Origin of the sequence: Paraburkholderia phymatum, assembly GCF_040965635.1 — a bacterium.
GTDB lineage: Bacteria > Pseudomonadota > Gammaproteobacteria > Burkholderiales > Burkholderiaceae > Paraburkholderia > Paraburkholderia phymatum_B.
Genome location: NZ_JBFRCH010000013.1, coordinates 14,617 through 30,980, shown reverse-complemented (window position 1 = coordinate 30,980; position 16,364 = coordinate 14,617). Strand labels below are relative to the sequence as shown.

Annotated in this window: 13 protein-coding genes and 2 pseudogenes; 6 read left to right on the top strand and 9 right to left on the bottom strand. The window is 60.9% G+C overall.

Annotation, left to right across the window (positions count from 1 at the left end):
* Nucleotide 1 precedes the first annotated feature (1 nt).
* A pseudogene (locus AB4Y32_RS21840) lies at nucleotides 2-1,840 on the top strand (efflux RND transporter permease subunit); the annotation flags it as partial.
* Between the two features lie 263 nt (nucleotides 1,841-2,103).
* On the opposite strand, the gene AB4Y32_RS21835 reads toward AB4Y32_RS21840, so the two are convergent.
* The 7 genes from AB4Y32_RS21835 to AB4Y32_RS21805 all read right to left on the bottom strand — a co-directional run bounded on the left by AB4Y32_RS21835 (nucleotide 2,104) and on the right by AB4Y32_RS21805 (nucleotide 10,029).
* A complete protein-coding gene (locus tag AB4Y32_RS21835; RefSeq protein ID WP_368723339.1) occupies nucleotides 2,104-3,117 on the bottom strand; it encodes an SGNH/GDSL hydrolase family protein in 1,014 nt (337 codons plus the stop codon).
* 234 nt (nucleotides 3,118-3,351) lie between these two features.
* Nucleotides 3,352-4,179, bottom strand: coding sequence for an ABC transporter permease (locus AB4Y32_RS21830; protein WP_368723338.1), 828 nt, complete (start codon nucleotides 4,177-4,179; stop codon nucleotides 3,352-3,354).
* A 54-nt stretch (nucleotides 4,180-4,233) separates the two neighbouring features.
* The gene (locus AB4Y32_RS21825; protein WP_368723337.1) at nucleotides 4,234-5,490 is read right to left on the bottom strand and encodes an ABC transporter permease; all 1,257 of its coding nucleotides are present in this window, start codon (nucleotides 5,488-5,490) and stop codon (nucleotides 4,234-4,236) included.
* A 27-nt stretch (nucleotides 5,491-5,517) separates the two neighbouring features.
* Complete coding sequence (locus tag AB4Y32_RS21820) at nucleotides 5,518-6,573, bottom strand: ABC transporter substrate-binding protein (RefSeq protein ID WP_368723336.1); 1,056 nt, start codon at nucleotides 6,571-6,573, stop codon at nucleotides 5,518-5,520.
* Nucleotides 6,574-6,575: 2 nt separating this feature from the next.
* Nucleotides 6,576-7,778 carry an ABC transporter ATP-binding protein gene (locus AB4Y32_RS21815; protein WP_368723335.1) on the bottom strand — a complete coding sequence of 401 codons (1,203 nt, stop codon included), beginning with the start codon at nucleotides 7,776-7,778 and terminating at the stop codon, nucleotides 6,576-6,578.
* 44 nt (nucleotides 7,779-7,822) lie between these two features.
* Complete coding sequence (locus tag AB4Y32_RS21810; RefSeq protein WP_368723334.1) at nucleotides 7,823-8,974, bottom strand: SRPBCC family protein; 1,152 nt, start codon at nucleotides 8,972-8,974, stop codon at nucleotides 7,823-7,825.
* 131 nt (nucleotides 8,975-9,105) lie between these two features.
* Nucleotides 9,106-10,029, bottom strand: coding sequence for a LysR family transcriptional regulator (locus tag AB4Y32_RS21805; RefSeq protein ID WP_368723333.1), 924 nt, complete (start codon nucleotides 10,027-10,029; stop codon nucleotides 9,106-9,108).
* Nucleotides 10,030-10,293: 264 nt separating this feature from the next.
* Here AB4Y32_RS21805 and AB4Y32_RS21800 point away from each other — a divergent pair, with 264 nt between their 5' ends.
* The 5 genes from AB4Y32_RS21800 (at nucleotide 10,294) to AB4Y32_RS21780 (ending at nucleotide 15,078) form a co-directional block, all read left to right on the top strand.
* Complete coding sequence (locus tag AB4Y32_RS21800; protein ID WP_368723332.1) at nucleotides 10,294-11,652, top strand: flavin-containing monooxygenase; 1,359 nt, start codon at nucleotides 10,294-10,296, stop codon at nucleotides 11,650-11,652.
* Complete coding sequence (locus AB4Y32_RS21795; RefSeq protein ID WP_368723331.1) at nucleotides 11,652-12,083, top strand: RidA family protein; 432 nt, start codon at nucleotides 11,652-11,654, stop codon at nucleotides 12,081-12,083. The genes AB4Y32_RS21800 and AB4Y32_RS21795 overlap by 1 nt, the downstream gene beginning before the upstream one ends.
* Before the next feature lie 10 nt (nucleotides 12,084-12,093).
* The gene (locus tag AB4Y32_RS21790; RefSeq protein ID WP_368723330.1) at nucleotides 12,094-12,771 is read left to right on the top strand and encodes a DUF1028 domain-containing protein; all 678 of its coding nucleotides are present in this window, start codon (nucleotides 12,094-12,096) and stop codon (nucleotides 12,769-12,771) included.
* On the top strand, nucleotides 12,764-13,942 hold the full coding sequence (gene argE / locus AB4Y32_RS21785; RefSeq protein WP_368723329.1) for an acetylornithine deacetylase: 1,179 nt from the start codon (nucleotides 12,764-12,766) through the stop codon (nucleotides 13,940-13,942). The genes AB4Y32_RS21790 and argE overlap by 8 nt, the downstream gene beginning before the upstream one ends.
* 440 nt (nucleotides 13,943-14,382) lie before the next feature.
* Complete coding sequence (locus AB4Y32_RS21780; RefSeq protein ID WP_368723328.1) at nucleotides 14,383-15,078, top strand: hypothetical protein; 696 nt, start codon at nucleotides 14,383-14,385, stop codon at nucleotides 15,076-15,078.
* Between the two features lie 467 nt (nucleotides 15,079-15,545).
* Here the strand turns inward: AB4Y32_RS21780 and AB4Y32_RS21775 are convergent.
* Both AB4Y32_RS21775 and AB4Y32_RS21770 read right to left on the bottom strand, forming a co-directional pair.
* Nucleotides 15,546-15,992, bottom strand: a pseudogene (locus AB4Y32_RS21775) (ABC transporter substrate-binding protein); the annotation flags it as partial.
* A complete protein-coding gene (locus AB4Y32_RS21770) occupies nucleotides 15,929-16,336 on the bottom strand; it encodes a hypothetical protein (protein ID WP_368723327.1) in 408 nt (135 codons plus the stop codon). The gene AB4Y32_RS21770 and the pseudogene AB4Y32_RS21775, both read right to left, overlap by 64 nt.
* Nucleotides 16,337-16,364 lie beyond the last annotated feature (28 nt).

The following is a 16,364-nucleotide window of genomic DNA, read 5'->3' as shown; positions in this document are numbered from 1 at the left end:
CGTGCGACGCATGCGCGAAGCGGGCGCGCAGGCGTTTCATGGCCGCGTGATGTCGGCAGCGCTCGAGTTCACGCGGCCGTTTGCGGGCTCGTCGGCCGCGACGCTGATCATCTTCGTGTCGCTTGCGTTTCTTTCCGGCGTGACGGGCGCGTTTTTCAAGGCGCTGTCCGTGACGATGGCCAGCGCGCTGCTCATCTCGTTCATCGTGACGTGGCTCGCCGTACCAATTCTGTATGATCACTGGCTCAAGGCGAAGGACGCGGAAGAAGAAGGAACGTGCCTCGCCTCGTGGATGAACAGGCGCTACGCGTATCTGATCGAGCATGTGACGTCGAAGGCTTTGCTCGTGCTGACTGGTCTCGTGCCGCTCATCACTGTCGCGGCGTTCGCGTTCACGCAGGTCGGCAGCGGCTTCATGCCGACGATGGACGAAGGCGGCTTCGTGCTTGGCTATCACACGGCGCCCGGCACGTCCATCGCCGAAACGGACCGTCTGATGCAGCAGATCGAATCGGTCGTGCAGTCCAATCCGAATGTCTCGACGTACTCGCGCCGCACAGGCGCGGGTCTGGGTAGCGACCTGAACGAACCGAATCGTGGTGACTTCTTCGTGCGGCTCAAGTCCGGCAGTCGCGAGCCGATCGAAACGGTGATGGAAGAAATCCGTTCGCAGGTCGAGAGTAAGGTCCCGGGCGTTAGCGTCGAGCTCGCACAACTGATGGAGCATCTGATCGGCGATCTGACAGTGGTGCCGCAACCCGTGCAGATCAAGATCTATTCCGACGACCAGAACACGCTCGACACGACGGCCCGCAACGTCGCGGCCCGCATTGCGAAGATTCCTGGCATCGTCGATGTGAACGACGGCATCAACCCTGCGGGCGATGCGCTCGAACTGCGTATCCGCCCCGACGCAGCGGCGGCCGAAGGGATGGATATGCAATCGGTCGCGCAGGCTGTCTCCGACATGCTGGAAGGCAGCGTTGCCACGCAGTTCCAGAGCGGGCCAAAGACGGTCGGCGTGCGCGTGCGTGTCGCCAACGCGCTGAGCCTCACCGATACACAGCTCGGCCAGCTGCTCGTGCGCGCCCCGGACGGTCATCTGTTTCCCGTTGGCCGCGTCGCGGACATGGTCAAGGTCACGGGACAGCCGGAGATCAGCCGCGACAACCTCAAGCGCATGGTGGCCGTGACGGCACGCATTGACGGGCGCGATCTGGGCTCGATGGTCGCCGACGTGCAGAAGGCGCTCAGTGAACCGCAACTGCTGTCGTCGAGCGTCTATTGCGAGCTTGGTGGTCTGTACCAGCAGCAGAAGATCGCGTTCGAGAGACTCGTCACGGTGCTCGGCGGGGCCGTAGCGCTCGTTTTCGGCCTGCTGCTCTTTCTCTACGAGCGCTTTCGCGTTGCGCTCTCGGTGATGGCGATGCCGCTGCTCGCAGCGGGCGCGGTCTTCATCGGGCTATGGGTGACGGGCAACTAACTCAACATCTCCGCGATGATGGGCATGACGATGATCATCGTCATCGTGACCGAGGTCGCCATCTTTTACGTGTCGGAACTGCAGGGACTTGTGCGCGACGAAGGCCTGCCGTTCGAGCGCGCGCTTATTGAAGCGGGCTGCAACCGTCTGCGTCCCATCGCGATGACGACCATCGCTGCAATTCTCGCGCTGCTGACGCTCGCGTTTGCACTGGGCCAGGGCTCGGCGATGCAGCAGCCGCTCGCCATTGCGATCATCTCCGGGCTCATCGTGCAGTTGCCGCTCGTGCTTTTGCTGCTGCCCGTGCTGCTTCAGTTGCTGATGAAAAAGCGCGGTCCGGGGAGCCGGACGGGCTGATGGGTGGTTTTTCGACGCAGACCATGAGGGCTGGACGTTTGCCTTTCCTGGCCTTCATGTCTGCACGGCTTTTTTGGACGACCCCAGAATATCGAACTGGTTATGCCCAGTGGCTATTCCGACGAGACGGACGTTGGCGTGATCCGATACACGATTTGTCCTCCGGCACGGGGCGAAACGTCAAGCGCCCGCGAGGCGGCGCTTTGGCTTGCGCCGTAAATGCGACGACAAGGTCCGCCCCGTAACTTTCAACGTTCCGATGCTCAGCGACCAAGACCGCTACCGGCGATCTGCTGCTCGACGAACTGGGCGAAAAGCGTATGCAAACGCGTGGTCGGATGAAGGTCGTCAGCAAACATATACGTCTGATCGGCATTGGGTGTGACGTATGTAGCAGGCGAACACAGCAGCGCCGTGTCATCGGGGGTCTTCGCGGGATCGCAGGCCTGACCCGTGTTGGACACGGCAAAGCCGTTGCCCTTGAAGTTCGCGATGATCTGATTCACCCAGTTATAGGAATCGATCTGGATAACCTTGCCTTGCAGGCCACTGCCCTGCAAGGCAGCGTTCAATGTTGTGTTAAAGAGTTGCGACAACTGGGTCAGGTTCGCCCCACCGTCAGACGCGACGCGCCCCTTGGGCGAGATACCGACGTTGGGAACGTTGACCACGACGACGTGCGTGCCGCCGTTCTGGACAATCTGCCCCACAATCTGGGCCAGGGTAATTGCCGCCGCTTGCACCGTCGTCACAGCGGCGGGCGGCGAGCCCGCGCGAAGTACGTCGTTCGCGCCAGCCCAGACCAGAACAAGTTGACCGGCATTGAAGCTTCCGTGAGCGGCGAGATAGCTCGAAACCTGCTGGTTGACGGGCATTTCAACGTTGCCGATCACGTCGACAAGAAAATCATTCAGGTTGGCTGGCGTCGAAACCGTTGCGCCGCCCTCCGCATAACCCAGGCCGTCGTGTGCGCTGAGTTTATGATCGACACTGACCGTGAAGGCAGCGCTCAGCGTGTCCCCATAATATTGCGCCACATCCTGAGTCCATACCTGCCCCGGGTTGGTCGTGAAACGGCCCCCACCCACGGTGCTCGCGACGGGCGCAAAGGTTCCCACGTCCGACAGGCTGTCGCCAAAGGAGACAACTTGAAGACGAACGCCGCCCGGCGGACTGCTTGCACCACTGGAACCGCCGCCGCCTCCCCCGCATGCGGCAAGTACTGCAATCAGTATGACCAACGATGCCAGGTATGCCCACTGACGAATTCGTCTCATCGGGGTTCTCCACTGCGCGACCGGATTGCCATGCCTCCACATACATGGTTCCTCGTCACGCACCTGACATAACCCGCGATGAACCATGCTCTCGCAAAGAGGCACCCTGCGTAGCCCTAGGATACATCACCTATTCGTGGGACAAGCCGGCATCGACTGGCTGACACGTTTCCTGGCGCAAACGCTCCCGCCGTTGTCCGGCTGAGAGGTCGCTGTTTCAGTGAAACGCCCAGTTCACGCAAACGATCGGCTAGCCGCCGCTGCACGCTTGCGCAACCAGTTCATGCACGCAAACAGCGCGATTGCGAACACCATCAGCAGCGTGGCCACGGCGAGGATCGACGGGTCGATCTGCTCGCGGATGCCGCTCCACATTTGTCGTGGCACGGTGCGCTGATCCGGGCCGCCGATGAACAGAATGACGACCACTTCGTCGAACGAAGTCGCGAACGCGAACACGCTGCCCGTTGCAACGGCGGGCGCGATAAGCGGAAGCGTGACGCGGCGGAATGCGACCCATGGCGGCGCCCCCAGTCCCGACGCGGCGCGAAGCAGGCTCTGGTCGAACGACAGCAGCGATGCCGTCACCGTGACGACGACGAACGGCGTGCCGAGTGCGGCATGTGCAAGCACGACGCCGGGATACGAATTCACCAGGCCGAGCGGCGAAAAGACCAGGTAGAAGCCTGCCGCGACGACCACGATGGGCACGATCATCGGTGACACGATGACGGGCATGACGATCGAGCGGAACGGAAACTGCGCGCGGCTCAAGCCTAGCGCAGCAAGCGTGCCGAGCACCGTCGCGATCAGCGTCGACGCCGCGCCGATGCCGATGCTGTTCACGAACGCGCGTTGCCAGTCCGGCGAAGCCAGCGCCTGCGCGTACCAGCGCAGCGAGAAGCCCTGCATCGGGTACGAGAAGAACGAGCCCGAATTGAACGACAGCGGCACGATCGCGAGAATCGGCGCGACAAGGAAAAAGAACATGATCGCGCAATGCGCGCGTAATCCCGCGCCGGCGATGCGTTCCGAAAGTAGCCGCGTGCGTCCGTCTTTCATGTGAATCCACCTGTCGATGAGCGATACGGAGTGAGCGTCGCGCCTCGCTGCATGCTAGCCGAAGCGCAAGCGGTCGATCCCGACCAGCCTGTTGAAGATGAAATAGAACACGGCGGTGAAGACGACCAGATAGCACGATAGCGCGCCCGCAAGGCCCCAGTTCAGTCTCTCGTTGGTCTGCGACGCGATCAGCTGGCTGATCATTTCGTCGCCTGCGCCGCCCAGCAGCGCGGGGGTGATGTAATAGCCGAGCGCGAGCACGAACACAAGAAAACATCCCGCGCCCACACCCGGCAACGTCTGCGGAATGTAGACGCGCACGAATGCAACGGCGGGATGCGCGCCGAGCGATTTTGCCGCGCGCATGTACACGGGCGACACATTCTTCATCACCGAATAGATCGCGAGGATCATGTACGGCAACAGGATATGCGTCATGCCGATCAGCACGCCGGTACGGTTGAAGATGAGCGGCAGTGGATGACTGACGAGCCCAAGGCGGGTCAGCGCGCTGTTGATCACGCCGCCCGGTTGCAGCAGCACGTACCACGCGGTCGTGCGCACGAGCAGCGAAGTCCAGAACGGCACGATCACAAAGAGGATCAGGCGGTTGCTCTGCTTGTCCGGCAATGTCGCGAGCAGATACGCGACCGGGTAGCCGAAGAGCAGGCATAGCAGCGTGACCGTCGCACTGATCGTCACCGTGCGGCCGAATGCGGCGCGGTAGATGGCGCTATCGGCTGCGACAGGCGCCACTGAGCCGTCAGGTGCGACTTGCGCGTCGACGGCGTTCAGCAAATAGTCGGGTGTCGGCGAAACGGACGCACGCTTGAGCAGACGCCAGGTTTCCGGCTCGTTCCAGCGTGCGTCGATATCAGTCAGAGCAGGCTTCCATTGCGCGGACGTCTGCGAACGCGTGGCGCGCGCCGTCTTGAAGAGCAGGCTGCGGAATTCCGACTGATAAAAGTTCATGCGTCGCGCGATGTTGCCGAGCTGGCCGTTTTCGCCGGCACGCTTCAGGTCGTGCGCAAGCGCGGCAAATGCAGGCTCGCCGGGCACGCCCGCACCGTTCCACGCGGCCAGCGCCGCGCTCAGCTCGGGCATGCCGTCACGCACTTCGGGATTTTGTACGCTGCGGCCGAGCAGGCTCGCGATCGGCGCGACGAACGTCACCAGCAGAAACACGAGCAGCGGCAACGCGAGCAGCAGCGCGCGCATCGCAGCCTTGCGGCGCGCGGCGCGAAACAGCTCGCGATCCGCGGCGCGCGGGCCGCGGCCAAAGGGAGCAGTGGTTGGCAGCGGCGTGTTCATCGTCGTCAATCTCGTTTCGCTCTGGCCTTACTGCGTCAACCAGTTCTGGAAGCGCTTGTTGATCGCATCGGCGTTGTCGGCCCAGAACGTTGCATTGATTTGCAGCGGACGTTTGAAGTTCTCCGGCGCGGTCGGCAGATCGTTCAGGCGCGCCTTGTCGATCAGCGGAATCGCGTCCTTGCGCGGCGGCGCGTAGGCGATGTACTTCGACAGATCCGCGTAGGCTTGCGGCGTCGAGGCCGACACGATGAATTTTTGCGCCGCGTCGGCATGTTTCGCGCCGCTGACCACGGCCCACCATTCGTAGTCGTACACCTGCGCGTCCCAGACAATCTTGAACGGCTTCTTGTCCTTATGAACGGCATCGTCGATGCGGCCGTTGTAGGCCTGCGTCATCACGACTGCGCCGTCGGCAAGCAGCTGCGGTGCTTGTGCCCCCGCTTCCCACCAGACGATGCTCGACTTGATCGTGTCGAGCTTCTTGAACGCGCGATCGACGCCGGCGGGCGTGCCCAGTGTCTTGTAGACGTCCTTGGGCGCGACGCCGTCGGCAATCAGCGCCCACTCCATTGCCACCTTCGGTGACTTGCGCATGCCGCGCTTGCCGGGATATTTCTTCAGGTCGAAGAAATCGTTGATGCTGCTCGGCGCCGTCTTCAGCTTGCTGGTGTCGTACGCATAGACTGTGGACCACACCATCGCCGCGACCGCACAGTCGCTGAGCGAGCCCGGCAGAAAATCGCTGGTGCTGCCAAGCGACTTTCTGTCGAACTTCGCGATCAGGCCTTCGTCGCATGCGGTGATCGCATCGTTGGTTTCGAGGTCGATCAGATCCCACGTCGGGTTCTTCGCCTGCTCCATCGCTTGCAACTTCGCAAGGCCGCCATCATACGATTCCGTCGCGAACTGGTCGCCTGTCTTCGCAGTGAACGGTTCGAACCAGGCCTTTTTCGCGGCGGCTTCATAGGCGCCGCCGAACGTGACGACGGAAATCGTATCGGCCGCGTGAGCCGTAGCGGCAGCGAACACGCCCAGCGCGCACGCCGCGATGGTGGTCCGGAATAACGAAATGTTGGTTTTCATTTTCAGTTGACTCCTGCGATGAGTGGCGAGGCGGACGAGGAAGGAAAAGTCGCGGAACGGGCTGCGCTGTCAGAAGGTCCGGCGGCGCGCAGAACTTCGGCTGCGGGCAGCACCTTGCAATCGTCGCGATGCCAGGTCACGGCCGTCGGACGGCCTAGCGCAGGCAGATCGTGGTGCTGCGTATTCGGCACCTTGACGACCACGGTTTCGCCATGGCCGAGCTTCAGATGAACGCGATGATGGTCGCCGCAATAGACGAGTTCTTCCACGAGCGCGTGCACGACGTTCATGTTCTGCCGTGCCGCTTCCTGCTCGGCATCGGGCGTCGCCGCGATGTGCGCTCGCTCGGGGCGCAGCGCCAGCATCGCGGTATCGCCGACCGCGAGTCCCGCCCCTGCGCGGCCGAATACGATGCCGCCGTCGGCGAGCTGCATCGCGGCCCATTCGCCGTTGTCCGGAATCACGCGACCCGTCAGTCCATTGTTCTCGCCGACGAAGTTGGCAACGAAGGCATTCGCTGCGTTTTCGTAGAGCTCGGTCGGCGTGGCGGCCTGCTGGATGCGTCCATCGGAGAACACGGCGACGCGGTTCGACATCGTCAACGCTTCGTTCTGGTCGTGCGTCACATAGACGATCGTGAGCGACAGTTCGCGATGGAGCCTCATGATTTCATACTGCATGTTTTCGCGTAGCCGCTTGTCGAGCGCGCCGAGCGGCTCATCCATCAACACCACGCTCGGCTCGAACACCAGCGCGCGGGCAAGCGCGACGCGCTGCTGCTGGCCACCCGACAACTGCGACGGACGCCGTCCCGCGAGATGCGACAGCTCCACCATGTCGAGCACACGCATCACCCGCGTCTTCTGCTCGCTGCGGCTCACCCTGCGCACGGACAACGGGAATGCTACGTTCTCGGCGATCGTCATATGAGGGAAGAGCGCGTAGTTCTGGAACACCATGCCGATGTCGCGCTGATGGGGCGGCTTGTCGTCCAGACGCTTGCCCGCGAGGCGGATCTCGCCGCGCGTGGGCGATTCGAAACCGGCGAGCATCATCAGCGTCGTGGTCTTGCCCGAACCCGATGGTCCGAGCAGCGAGACGAATTCGCCGCGCGCGACGTCGAGGTCGAGCCCTTCGACCACGCTGTGCAGGCCATCGTATGACTTGCTGACGCCTGCAAAGGAAATGAATGATTGGCTTGACATGGGAGGCTCGGGTGAGTGTTGGCGATCCATGCGAGGCGTCGCTGTCACGTCGCGCCCACGCGTGCCGCGAGGTAGCGCGCAAAGTCATAATTCGGCCGCTCGAGCGGGCTCAGATTGCCCGGCTTTGCGAGCGGCGCATGCACGCCGCGAAACACGGCCTCGACGCCGCGCCTGTCTTCGGCGTTCACCTCGTCAAGCAGTGTCTTGAGCGTCGCCATGTAGTCGGCGGCTTTCGGATCGTCGATGAATTCCGGCGCGAGGCCGCCGCCGAAGCGGATATGCACGCGGCCGACGCCCTGCGGCTGCAGGATCAGATACCAGAAGTAGCCGGGGGTCAGTGTGATCAGATGCGTCGGATAAATCGCCAGCAACGCGGTGGTGCGGCGCCAGTGGCCTTGCAGGCGCGTATTGGCGGGATGCGCATTGCCGATCGGCAGCGAAGCTTCCTTCGTGATCCAGTGATAGTTGAACGCGGGAAGGCCCGGCGGGCATTCCATTTCTTCGAGCTTCGAGTGCGGGCCGACCGTTGCGCGATGCAGCATCGGCAGGTGGTAGCTCTCCATGAAGTTTTCCGCGAGGATCTTCCAGTTGGTGTTCCACACGTGCTCTTCGTGGAAGGTCTCGACGTAATCGCTCATGCCGTATGGCTCGATCAGCTTCGTCAGGTCCGCCAGATGCGCGTCGACTGGCGGCGCCTCCGCGTTGAGCGTCACATAGATCCAGCCTTGCCATGTCTCGCAACGCACGGCAGGCAGCCTGTATTGTTCCTTGCAGAAGCCCGCCTGGCGATCCATCAAAGGCGCGCCGGCGAGTGCGCCGGCGAGCGTGTAATTCCACGCGTGATACGGGCAGACGATGCGGCGCACGTTGCCGCGTCCTTCCAGCAGCACCGACATCCGGTGCAGACAGACATTCGAGAACGCGCGCAACTCGCCGTTCGCATCGCGCAATACGAAGACCGGCTGATCGTCTATTGTCCCTGTCAGATAGTCGCCGTTGTTCGCTAGCGCGCTCGTGCGGCCCATGCATAGCCACTCGCTGCGAAATACGCCACCCCGTTCGAGCGCGAGAAACGCCTCCGACGTGTAGACAGCGGGAGGCATCGCGTGCGCATCCTCGAAGGGGCGCTCACAGTTCTCGCGCAGATTGCGAACGACGTCGAGCCCATTGGTCGTCGGAATGGGAATAGCTGCCATGCGGCCTCCGTGTCAGCGTATGTATCGCGATGAACTCCAATCTAACAATCCAATTTTCAAGTCAAAATACTGTTTTTGGATGCATTGAATAGACTACTGCTATGCAGTGCTTCTGCTGACTTCTATTACTTCTATTCGATGTGCAGACGGCGAATGTATGTTTCGCAGAACGCCGAAAAGCGTTTGACGATTTCGCGCGGCTTCATGCTGCCGGATCGCGCGATGCCGAGCGTGGTGGCGTTGACGTTCTCCTTGAAGCGCTTGATGACGAAGTCCTCGCCGTCGACGGTCCGGTTCGACTTGAGCGGGAAGTTGAGAATGCTGTAGCCCAGTCCATTGGCGACCATGCCACGCACGACTTCGGGCTGCGACGAACGGAAGGCCGCGGTGGGACGGCTGCCGACCGCATCGAATAGCGCAGAGAAGTACTCCCGGCTATGCGGAAGGTCCAGCATCACATACGGCTCGTGAAGCAGATCGGCCAACGACACCTTGCGCGCCCGCGCAAGCCTGTGCGTTCTGGGCAGGATCGCATAGGGCGGCAGCGAAAGCAGTGGCGTAAACGCGATGCCATCGGCGATATCGAGGCTATAGGTCAGCACAATATCGAGTGAGCCGTCATGCAGACCGTTTAACAGCGTGTCCTGATGGGCTTCGGTGGTCCGGAACGATATGGCGGGATACTCCTGCACGAAGCGGCTGATGATGCCCGGCATGAGAGGCGGGGCAAGCGATACCAGGCACCCGAGAGAAATCGAGCCTGACATTCCGCCATCCATCTCTTTGGCCGTCAATTGCAGTTCTTCGGCATTCTTCAACAGATTGCGCGCGTGCCCCAGCAGATCGCGGCCGGGCTGCGTGAGCGACAGACCGCTGGCGTGATGCCGAATGAAAAGTTGCACGCCGAAAGACGCTTCGAGATCGGCCAGTGCTGTCGAAATCGAAGGCTGCGAAATATGCAATCGCTTTGCCGCCGCGGTGAAAGAGAGCGCTTCCGCTGCCACGACGAAGTACCGCAACTGGCGCAGCGAATAACGCACTGTATTTCCGTCCATGAGTTCGTTCCGGAGCATCGTTCACAGTCATTGTCGTCGCAATCGGGATGAGCTGCATAGCCAAAAACAATGCATGGCATTTTTTGAATGTATTTTTGTTTATGCGTAGCGCAGCGTACATTGTGTCCGAACAGTGACCGGGCGTGACGTGGGCGACACAACACGCCGATGCGAAAACCGCGTCGCCGTCGTCAGTCGCCTCGATCTTGCAATGCGTCATCGAACATGGACCTGAGTCAGAGTGCTTTTCAGAAGGAGACAGCCATGACGGCTGAACGGTTGTCGATCGACACGCTGATAATCGGTGCTGGTCAGGCGGGCATCGCGATGAGCGAACATCTGGGCAAACTGGGTGTGCCGCATCTCGTGGTGGAGCGCGACCGCATCGCCGAACGCTGGCGTACATGCCGCTGGGATTCGCTGGTCGCGAATGGCCCGGCCTGGCACGACCGTTTCCCCAATATGGAGTTCGAAGGACTCGATCCCGATGCGTTTGCTGGGAAGGATCAGGTCGCCGAGTACTTCGAAGCCTATGCGCGCAAGGTCGACGCGCCGATCCGCACGGGCGTCGAAGTGACAGGCGTCGCGCGGCGGGAGGGGCGTCCGGGCTTCATGATCGAAACGTCAGACGGCACGATCGAAGCGAATCGCTTGGTCGTCGCGACGGGGCCTTTCCAGCGTCCCGTCATTCCGCCGATCGCCCCTCGGGATGCAAATCTCACGCAGCTCCATTCCGCCGACTATCGCAACCCCGCGCAACTGCCGGAGGGCGCTGTGCTCGTCGTCGGCGCGGGTTCGTCGGGCGTGCAGATCGCGGATGAAATGCAACGCGCGGGCCGCAAAGTTTATCTGTCGGTTGGCGCACACGACCGTCCGCCGCGTGCGTATCGCAATCGCGATTTCTGCTGGTGGCTGGGCGTGCTCGGAGAGTGGGACAAGGAAGTCGCCACGCCGGGACGAGAGCACGTGACCATTGCGGTAAGCGGCGCATACGGTGGCCAGACCATCGATTTCCGCAGACTCGCGCATCAAGGGATGACGCTCGTAGGTCTGACGAAATCGTTCGACAATGGCGTCGTGAGTTTCGAACAGGACCTCGCTGCGAATCTGAAGCGCGGCGACGAAAACCTGATGTCGCTGCTCGATGCGGCCGACGCCTATGTTACGCGCACCGGTATCGATCTGCCGGAAGATCCCGAGGCGCGCTCGATTCCGTCCGACCCGGAATGCGTGACTCATCCGCTCGCCGAGCTCGATCTGGCGAAGGCGGGTGTGAACTCGATCATCTGGGCCACCGGCTATGCCGTCGATTTCAGCTGGCTGCATGTGGACGCGTTCGACGCGAAGGGCAAGCCGCAGCATCAGCGTGGCGTGTCGAAGGAGCCGGGCCTGTATTTCCTCGGCTTGCCGTGGCTCTCGCGTCGCGCGTCGTCGTTCATCTGGGGCGTCTGGCACGACGCGAAGCATATTGCCGATCACATCGTCACGCAGCGCAAATATCTCGCCTATCGCGACGCGTCGCAGCGTCAGCAGGACGCGCGGCGCGCGCATGATGGCAACGCAACCGATGCCGCGTGCGACGAGCCGCACGCACGGAAGGTCAACGAAATGGGAGTGAACTGATGCCGACGCATACCCGCATCCGCATGTTCAATACGAAGGATACCTACCCGAACCAGTCGCTCGACAACGATCTTTGCCAGGCTGTTCGCGCGGGCAACACGGTCTATGTGCGCGGCCAGGTCGGCACGGATTTCGAAGGCAATCTGATCGGTCTCGGCGATCCGCGTGCCCAAGCCGAGCAGGCGATGAAGAACGTCAAGCAGTTGCTCGAAGAAGCGGGCAGCGACCTGACGCACATCGTCAAGACGACGACGTACATCATCGATCCGCGTTATCGCGAGCCGGTGTATCAGGAGGTCGGCAAATGGCTGAAGGGCGTGTATCCGATTTCGACGGGACTCGTCGTCAGCGCGCTCGGCCAGCCGCAGTGGCTAATGGAAATCGACGTGATCGCGGTGATTCCGGACAACTGGAAGCCCGCTCAGGCGTAAGGAGCGACCCATGACATTCTCGATCGTCGGACGTTGCGAAAAGACGGGCCAACTCGGCCTCGCGATCAGTTCGTCGAGCATCTCGGTGGGCGCGCGGTGTCCGTGGGCGCGTGCGCGAGTCGGCGCGGTGGCAACCCAGAACGTCACGCTGCCTGCGCTCGGTCCGCAGATTCTCGATCTGCTCGAACGCGAACAGCTCACGCCTGACGCGGCGCTACAACGCGCGTTGAGTTCGAGCGAATGGAGCGAGTACCGGCAGGTGACGGTGATCGACAGTCAGGGCCGAACCGCGATGTTCACCGGCAAGGAAGCGCTCGGCGTGCATCACGCTCTCGCCGGCAATCAGTGTGTCGGGGCGGGCAATCTGCTCGCCGGCAAGCAGGTGATCGACGCGATGGTGAAGGCGTTCGAGAGCACACAAGGCGCGCTCGCCGATCGCCTGATACAGGCGCTGCATGCCGCGGTCGAAGCGGGCGGCGAAGCGGGTCCCGTGCACTCAGCCGCACTGAAGATCGTCGATGCACAAGTCTGGCCGGTCGTCGATCTGCGTATCGACTGGGCGGACGATGACCCCATCGGCCGGCTCGATGCGCTGTGGCAAGCCTATCGGCCGCAGATGCAGGATTACATCGTGCGCGCACTCAATCCGACCACGGCGCCAAGCTACGGAGTGCCGGGCGATGAGTGAGCTGTCGAGCCGCGAGCTGCTGGAGCGGCTGATCGGATTCGCGACCGTCAGCCGCGATTCGAATCTCGAGCTCATCGCGTTCGTGCAGCAATACCTCGCGGATCTCGGCGTGCAGAGCGAGCTGTTCCATAACGCCGAGCGCACCAAGGCCAGTCTGTTCGCCACCATCGGTCCGCACGACCGTGGTGGCATCGTGCTGTCCGGTCATACCGATGTCGTGCCCGTCGACGGGCAGGCGTGGACCGTAGACCCTTTCCGTCTCACGCAGAAAGACGGGCGCCTGTACGGACGCGGCACCGCCGACATGAAGGGCTACATCGCGTCCGTGCTGGCGGCCGTGCCCGCTTTCCTGAAGCAGAAGCTGGAGCTGCCCGTGCATCTCGCGTTCTCGTACGACGAGGAAGTGGGCTGCCTCGGCGTGCGGCCGATGCTCGCCGAACTCGAAAAGCGCGTGCACAAGCCGCGTCTGTGCGTGATCGGCGAGCCGACCGCACTGAAACCGGTGCTCGGACATAAGGGCAAGCTCGCGATGCGTTGCCATGTGAAGGGCGCTGCATGTCATTCGGCGTACGCGCCGCAGGGTGTCAACGCGATTCAATATGCGGCGCGGCTGATCAACCGGCTGGAAGAGGTCGGCGACGAGCTCGCGCAGCGAGAACATCGCGACGCGCGTTTCGATCCGCCGTTCTCGACGGTGCAGACGGGCGTCATCAAAGGCGGACGTGCGCTGAACATCGTGCCCGCCGAATGCGAGTTCGATTTCGAAGTGCGCACCGTGCCGGGCTTCGACGCCAGCGTCGTCACGGACAAGCTGCAAGCCTATGCGGAAGCCGAACTGCTGCCGAAGATGCGCGCGGTGCAAGCCGATACAGGCATCCGGTTGCAGGCGTTGAATGACTATCCGGGCCTTGCGACTTCACCCGATAGCGACGCTGCACGGCTGCTCGCGCTGCTGAGCGGATCGAACGCATTCGAAACGGTGGCCTTCGGCAGCGAAGGCGGATTGTTCACGCAAGCAGGCATTCCGGCCATGATCTGCGGACCCGGCAGCATGGACCAGGGCCACAAACCGGATGAGTTCGTCACGCTCGAGCAACTGCACCGATGCGACGCGATGCTGGTGCGCCTGGGTGAGCATCTTCGGAGCGCTTTCGCGAGCCTTTTGTCATAAAGTGCAGAGCTTTTCTTTGCTGCGCCCTTCTGACCTCGATGATGTAGAAGTGGACACGTCGATGATCGAAGCCCACTTTTCCGACAAAACGAGCGCACAGATCGTTCTATAAAGATAACTTTTCTTGTATTAACGCGTACTTTTCTTAATATGCATATCTAATCTATTGGGCGATCCAAATTAAGATGGATGTTGTCAAGGCATGGTAACCGCCTTATCACGGTAACGGGCGCTCCTGAACACAGCCATCGCTTCCACATCTGGCAAATATCGCGAGCCGTTGTGGCTGCGCAATTTCCGATGTCTTACTTTGAAACGAAGTTAAGCTGAAAGCGACGTATACAAGCTTTAAGTTTAGGACAAAAGTAAAGCATCGACCTAGACTCGGCAAGTTTCAATCTCCTGAACGTCTGATAGTAGGGTTGAAGAGGCCCGACAACTTGGGGAAGACGAAGAATCTACTTCAAACCGCCAGGCTTCTCGACGTTAGCTATACCTGCATCCTTAAGCGGGCACCAGAGTATGCTGCGCAACTAGTACAAAGAGGACGGGAGGCCAGACATAAAGCGAAGATCGAAGGCGAAAAAGCTCGTTTCAATGCCTATTGGCAATCCTTCCAAGAGTTGTGCCGAGAGAACAAAAGGCCAACAGGAAAAAGAGTCGTAATGCGAATGTTTCAGCGCACCGGAAAGAGAAGATCAACCGCTTTGAAGCTTCCACGAGAGGCACGCGAACTGGTGCCGACAGGTCAGCTTCGGCCGGCGATCAACTTCGGCAATCCGATACTTGCCACTCGCGATCCGAAAACGGGTGAACCGTGCGGCGTCTCCGTCTATCTTGCGACAAAGCTGGCCGCCCTGATCGATGCGCCTCTGCAACTGATCCTGTATGACGGTGCTGGCGAAGTGGTTGCCGGGAGCGAGCGGGACGAATGGGACGTTGCATTTGTTGCGCGAGATCCGTTGCGCGGCAAAGAGATCGAACAGACCCGTCCTTATCTTCTGATCGAGGGGGCTTACCTTTTCCCCGAAAGATGTCAGAGGGCTATGAGGTACCAGCAGGCGTCAGGCAGCAGCTCGAATATGATGCCGCTCGTTTTCCGGGGCTGCGGATGCTGCCAGGGCGTTTCATGGTAATCGAGCAGGCGATGGGAACACCGAAGGGACGTGAGGCGGCTGCTCACCTTCTGTATCGGTTCATCGTGCACATGGTCGAGTGCGGTTTTGTGAAGTCTTCGCTGGAGGCGCACGGGATCCGAGGCCATGCACGAATGATATTCGTCTGCAACGGGTCGCGAGTTCGCGTTCGCTGAACGCCTCCTGAGTTATTCGCGGCCGTGCACGTCCGAACGACAAGAAAGAACTGGAGCGGCCTTACAAACGGTGAGCCTGAAAGTCAGCTGAGGCCGATAATTGTCCTCCAGCGAAAGCAGGAAATGAGCGCTCTGGTAGATATCGTTGAGACTTCGTGTGTTCGATCAGCGGCGAAGGTATTGGCACGACTTCCGAAGTCACAAAGACATTGTCAATTGACATTTCAATTCCTTTAAAGCGCCTGGTACACAGCGAGAGACGCCACGGCAATCGGAACAAATCCCGCGCCCTCACTTGACCCGATCGACGAATTCGTTGGTGTAGGTTTTCGACAGATCGATATGCTTGCCCTCGATGTTGGGATTAAAGCCCGTCAGCACCTTCAGTACTGTTTGGGGGCCTTCATCCGGCATCTTTCCATCGGGTGAGTACATCGGCAGCGACGCTTTCAACGCCTGAACGTATGGCGCTTTGTTGCCGCCGTAGTAGTCAGCAGGCATCTTCGCGGCAATTTCGTCGGGGGAGTGTGTATGGATAAACCGCAAGGTTCTGACAAACGCTCTTGCCAGTTTCTCCGCTTCAGTTTTATGTGTTTGTGCCCAACTGCGCTGGACATAAAGACTGGACGCGGGATACAACCCGCCCAGAGCGGCGCGGGTACCATCAACGCTGCTCAAATCGACCAACACTTTTGCGTCACCACTCGCGCGCAACAGTGATGTGGTCGGCTCAGTCGTCCATGTTCGGAGATCTCCAGCGCGTCATCGACTTCAACGCCAAGATACCTGATTGTGCTTTCGATCTTGCTATGGCCGAGCAGCAACTGGACGGCTCTGAGATTCTTCGTGCGTTTGTAAATCAAGGCCTGATTGAAGTGAGTGACATCCCGGACTCGCAGACTGACAAGATCGCAGCCACGCAGTTTGCTGTCGATTGCGAGGTTGAACAAGGAAAGATCGCGGACGGCATGAGCGTTCTGTAGGTGGATCCGGATGGCCCAAACGTCTTTGGGTCGGAGCGGCGGCTTCTGGCCGACCAGCTTGCCTTTATTCCACGCTTCACGAGGTTGTTGGGTCTTCATGGCAGACTCCCACAGGAAAGATGGCAGT